Below are 389 nucleotides of genomic sequence, written 5' to 3' on the forward strand. Positions count from 1 at the left end.
TGCCAGCCCAGTGTGAACTCCGGCAGCAGGAAGCGCCCGTCCGGGCCACGCTTCCACGTCGGCCCGATCGTGAACGGCTCGACGACCTCCGGGACGGCTTCGTCAGCCACCAGCGAGGTCACGGTAAGCGTCCAGCGGCTTCACCGACGCCAACTGCGGACCGGCCGGCTTTCGCTCCAGCTCGATCCGCGCCCGGCGCCGATCCCCCTCAGTGGTGAGCAGGCGGGCCATCACGCTGTCGAGCGCCGAGACGTACTGACCGTTCGGCGGCCGGTCCGACGACAGACCGCGGGACATCAGCTCCGCCGCGTACCGGGCCATCGCCCAGTCGGAAGGCTCGTAGAAGACGGCCTGCCCGGACTCCTGCAGAGACAGGTACCAGTCGGTGG

1 protein-coding gene is annotated in these 389 nt (G+C 69.9%); it reads right to left on the bottom strand.

The features are described from left to right. Nucleotides 1–102: 102 nt before the first annotated feature. Nucleotides 103–389, bottom strand: a 287-nt coding sequence (locus tag IH25_RS38240) for a phage terminase small subunit (protein WP_037656469.1), incomplete at its 5' end; no start/stop codon positions are given.

It is taken from the genome of Streptomyces achromogenes subsp. achromogenes, assembly GCF_000720835.1.
Classification (GTDB): domain Bacteria; phylum Actinomycetota; class Actinomycetes; order Streptomycetales; family Streptomycetaceae; genus Streptomyces; species Streptomyces achromogenes.